Consider the following 1,687-nt stretch of genomic DNA (forward strand, 5'->3'; position numbering starts at 1 on the left):
ATGTAGCTCAACCTCTTATAGATATGGGGCTAGATTCTTTGATGGCAGGTGAATTGCGGAATTTGTTAAAAAGGCAACTGGGATGGGATATACCTTTTCAAAAAATATTTGGAGGGGCGAGTACTGCCCAAATCGCATACTTAGTAAATGAGCAAATAACCCAGCAGCTTTTGTTAGAAAAAATTACTGACTATGATAATTCAGATCCTGAAGATATTTGTGAAGATATGGAGGAAATTACTTTATGAACCTGAATCAAGTTCTATCTCAAATTGCTAGCAAAGGCATCCTATTGTCTGCTGAAGGTGAGCAACTAAAGATTCGTGCTCCCAAGGGAACATTAACTCAAGAAATTCGAGAACTTATTGCCCAAAATAAAGCTGAATTATTGCGATTACTTCAGAACGTTTCTACTACTGATAGTTCTGAGGCTCTTTCAGAACCACTAAAGCCTTATGAGGAAACTAGTCCGTATCCTCCCCTATCTCTGAATGAACAGTCTCTTTGGTTTGTCTGGTACTTAGACCCAGACAGTTACTCTTATAATGTTTCCTTCGCAGGTAGAATGCCTGAAGCTAGCAATGTTTCAGCTTGGAAGGAAGTATTTGAGCATTTACTCAAGCGACATCCTGGCCTGCATACTTGTTTTCCCAGTTTAGATAACAAACCTTATCGACAGGTTTTGGAAACCCCTGTTTTAGACTTTCAAGTGATTGATGCTATCAGTTGGAGTATAGAAGAGGTGCGACAAAAGGTGAGAGCTATTCACCAAGAGCCTTTTGACCTAGAAAATGGTCCGCTAATGCGTGTCAGATTTTTTCAACAGGGAGCACAGGGGCTCGCCTTTATCGTATCTGTACACCACATTGTCTGTGATGGTTGGTCGCTAAATCTTATGGTGGAAGAGTTACCTGTTATTTATCATCAGCTCCAGACTCAGCAATCTACTCCTCTTGCTCCTCCAAGCTATAGCTATCCAACCTTTGTTCATTGGCAACAAGAGTTACTGGAGAGTGCCAGAGGAAAGCAGCTATGGGATTATTGGCAACAAAAACTAGAGGGCAATTTGCCTGTATTGCAACTGCCCACTGATTATCCGCGACCTCCGATCCAAACCTATAAAGGAGATTCCTGTGTCTTTAGTTTATCTTTAGAACTAACACAAAAGTTAAAGAAGCTGGCTGATACCAGGAAAGTATCTCTCTACACTCTGCTCTTGGCAGTCTATCAGGTTTTATTGTATAGATATACTTTGCAGGAAGATATTATTGTTGGCTCACCTGTAACGGGTCGGAGTCGCTCAGAGTTCAATAGCATATTTGGGCATTTTGTTAATATGCTCCCCATGCGAAGCACTATCAAAGGTGCAGGTAGTTTTACTGAACTGTTAACGCAAGTGCAGCAAACTGTTCTGGAAGCACTAGATCATCAAGATTTTCCTTTTGCACTAATGGTGGAACGATTGCATCCGCAACGAGATTCAAGTTATTCCCCAATTATTCAAACGAACTTTGTGCTTCAGTCATTTCAACAAGCACATTTACTGGCTTCTGGTCAAGATGAGACTTCTTATTCTTGGGGAGATTTAAAATTTATCCCTTATAACCCAGTGCTATTTGAGGGGCAATCTGATTTAGATTTGGAAATGAGCGAAATCAACTCTAAGTTGACAGGAGCATTCAAATAC

General features: G+C 40.6%; 2 protein-coding genes. Both read left to right on the top strand.

The window, feature by feature from the left end:
- Nucleotides 1-248: acyl carrier protein (locus F6K37_RS41290; protein WP_287257071.1), on the top strand; the 248-nt coding region annotated here is incomplete at its 5' end.
- A partial coding sequence (locus tag F6K37_RS41295) for a condensation domain-containing protein (protein WP_287257072.1) occupies nt 245-1,687 on the top strand: 1,443 nt, incomplete at its 3' end. The genes F6K37_RS41290 and F6K37_RS41295, both read left to right, overlap by 4 nt.

It is taken from the genome of Moorena sp. SIO4E2 (assembly GCF_010671945.1).
GTDB classification, from domain to species: domain Bacteria; phylum Cyanobacteriota; class Cyanobacteriia; order Cyanobacteriales; family Coleofasciculaceae; genus Moorena; species Moorena producens.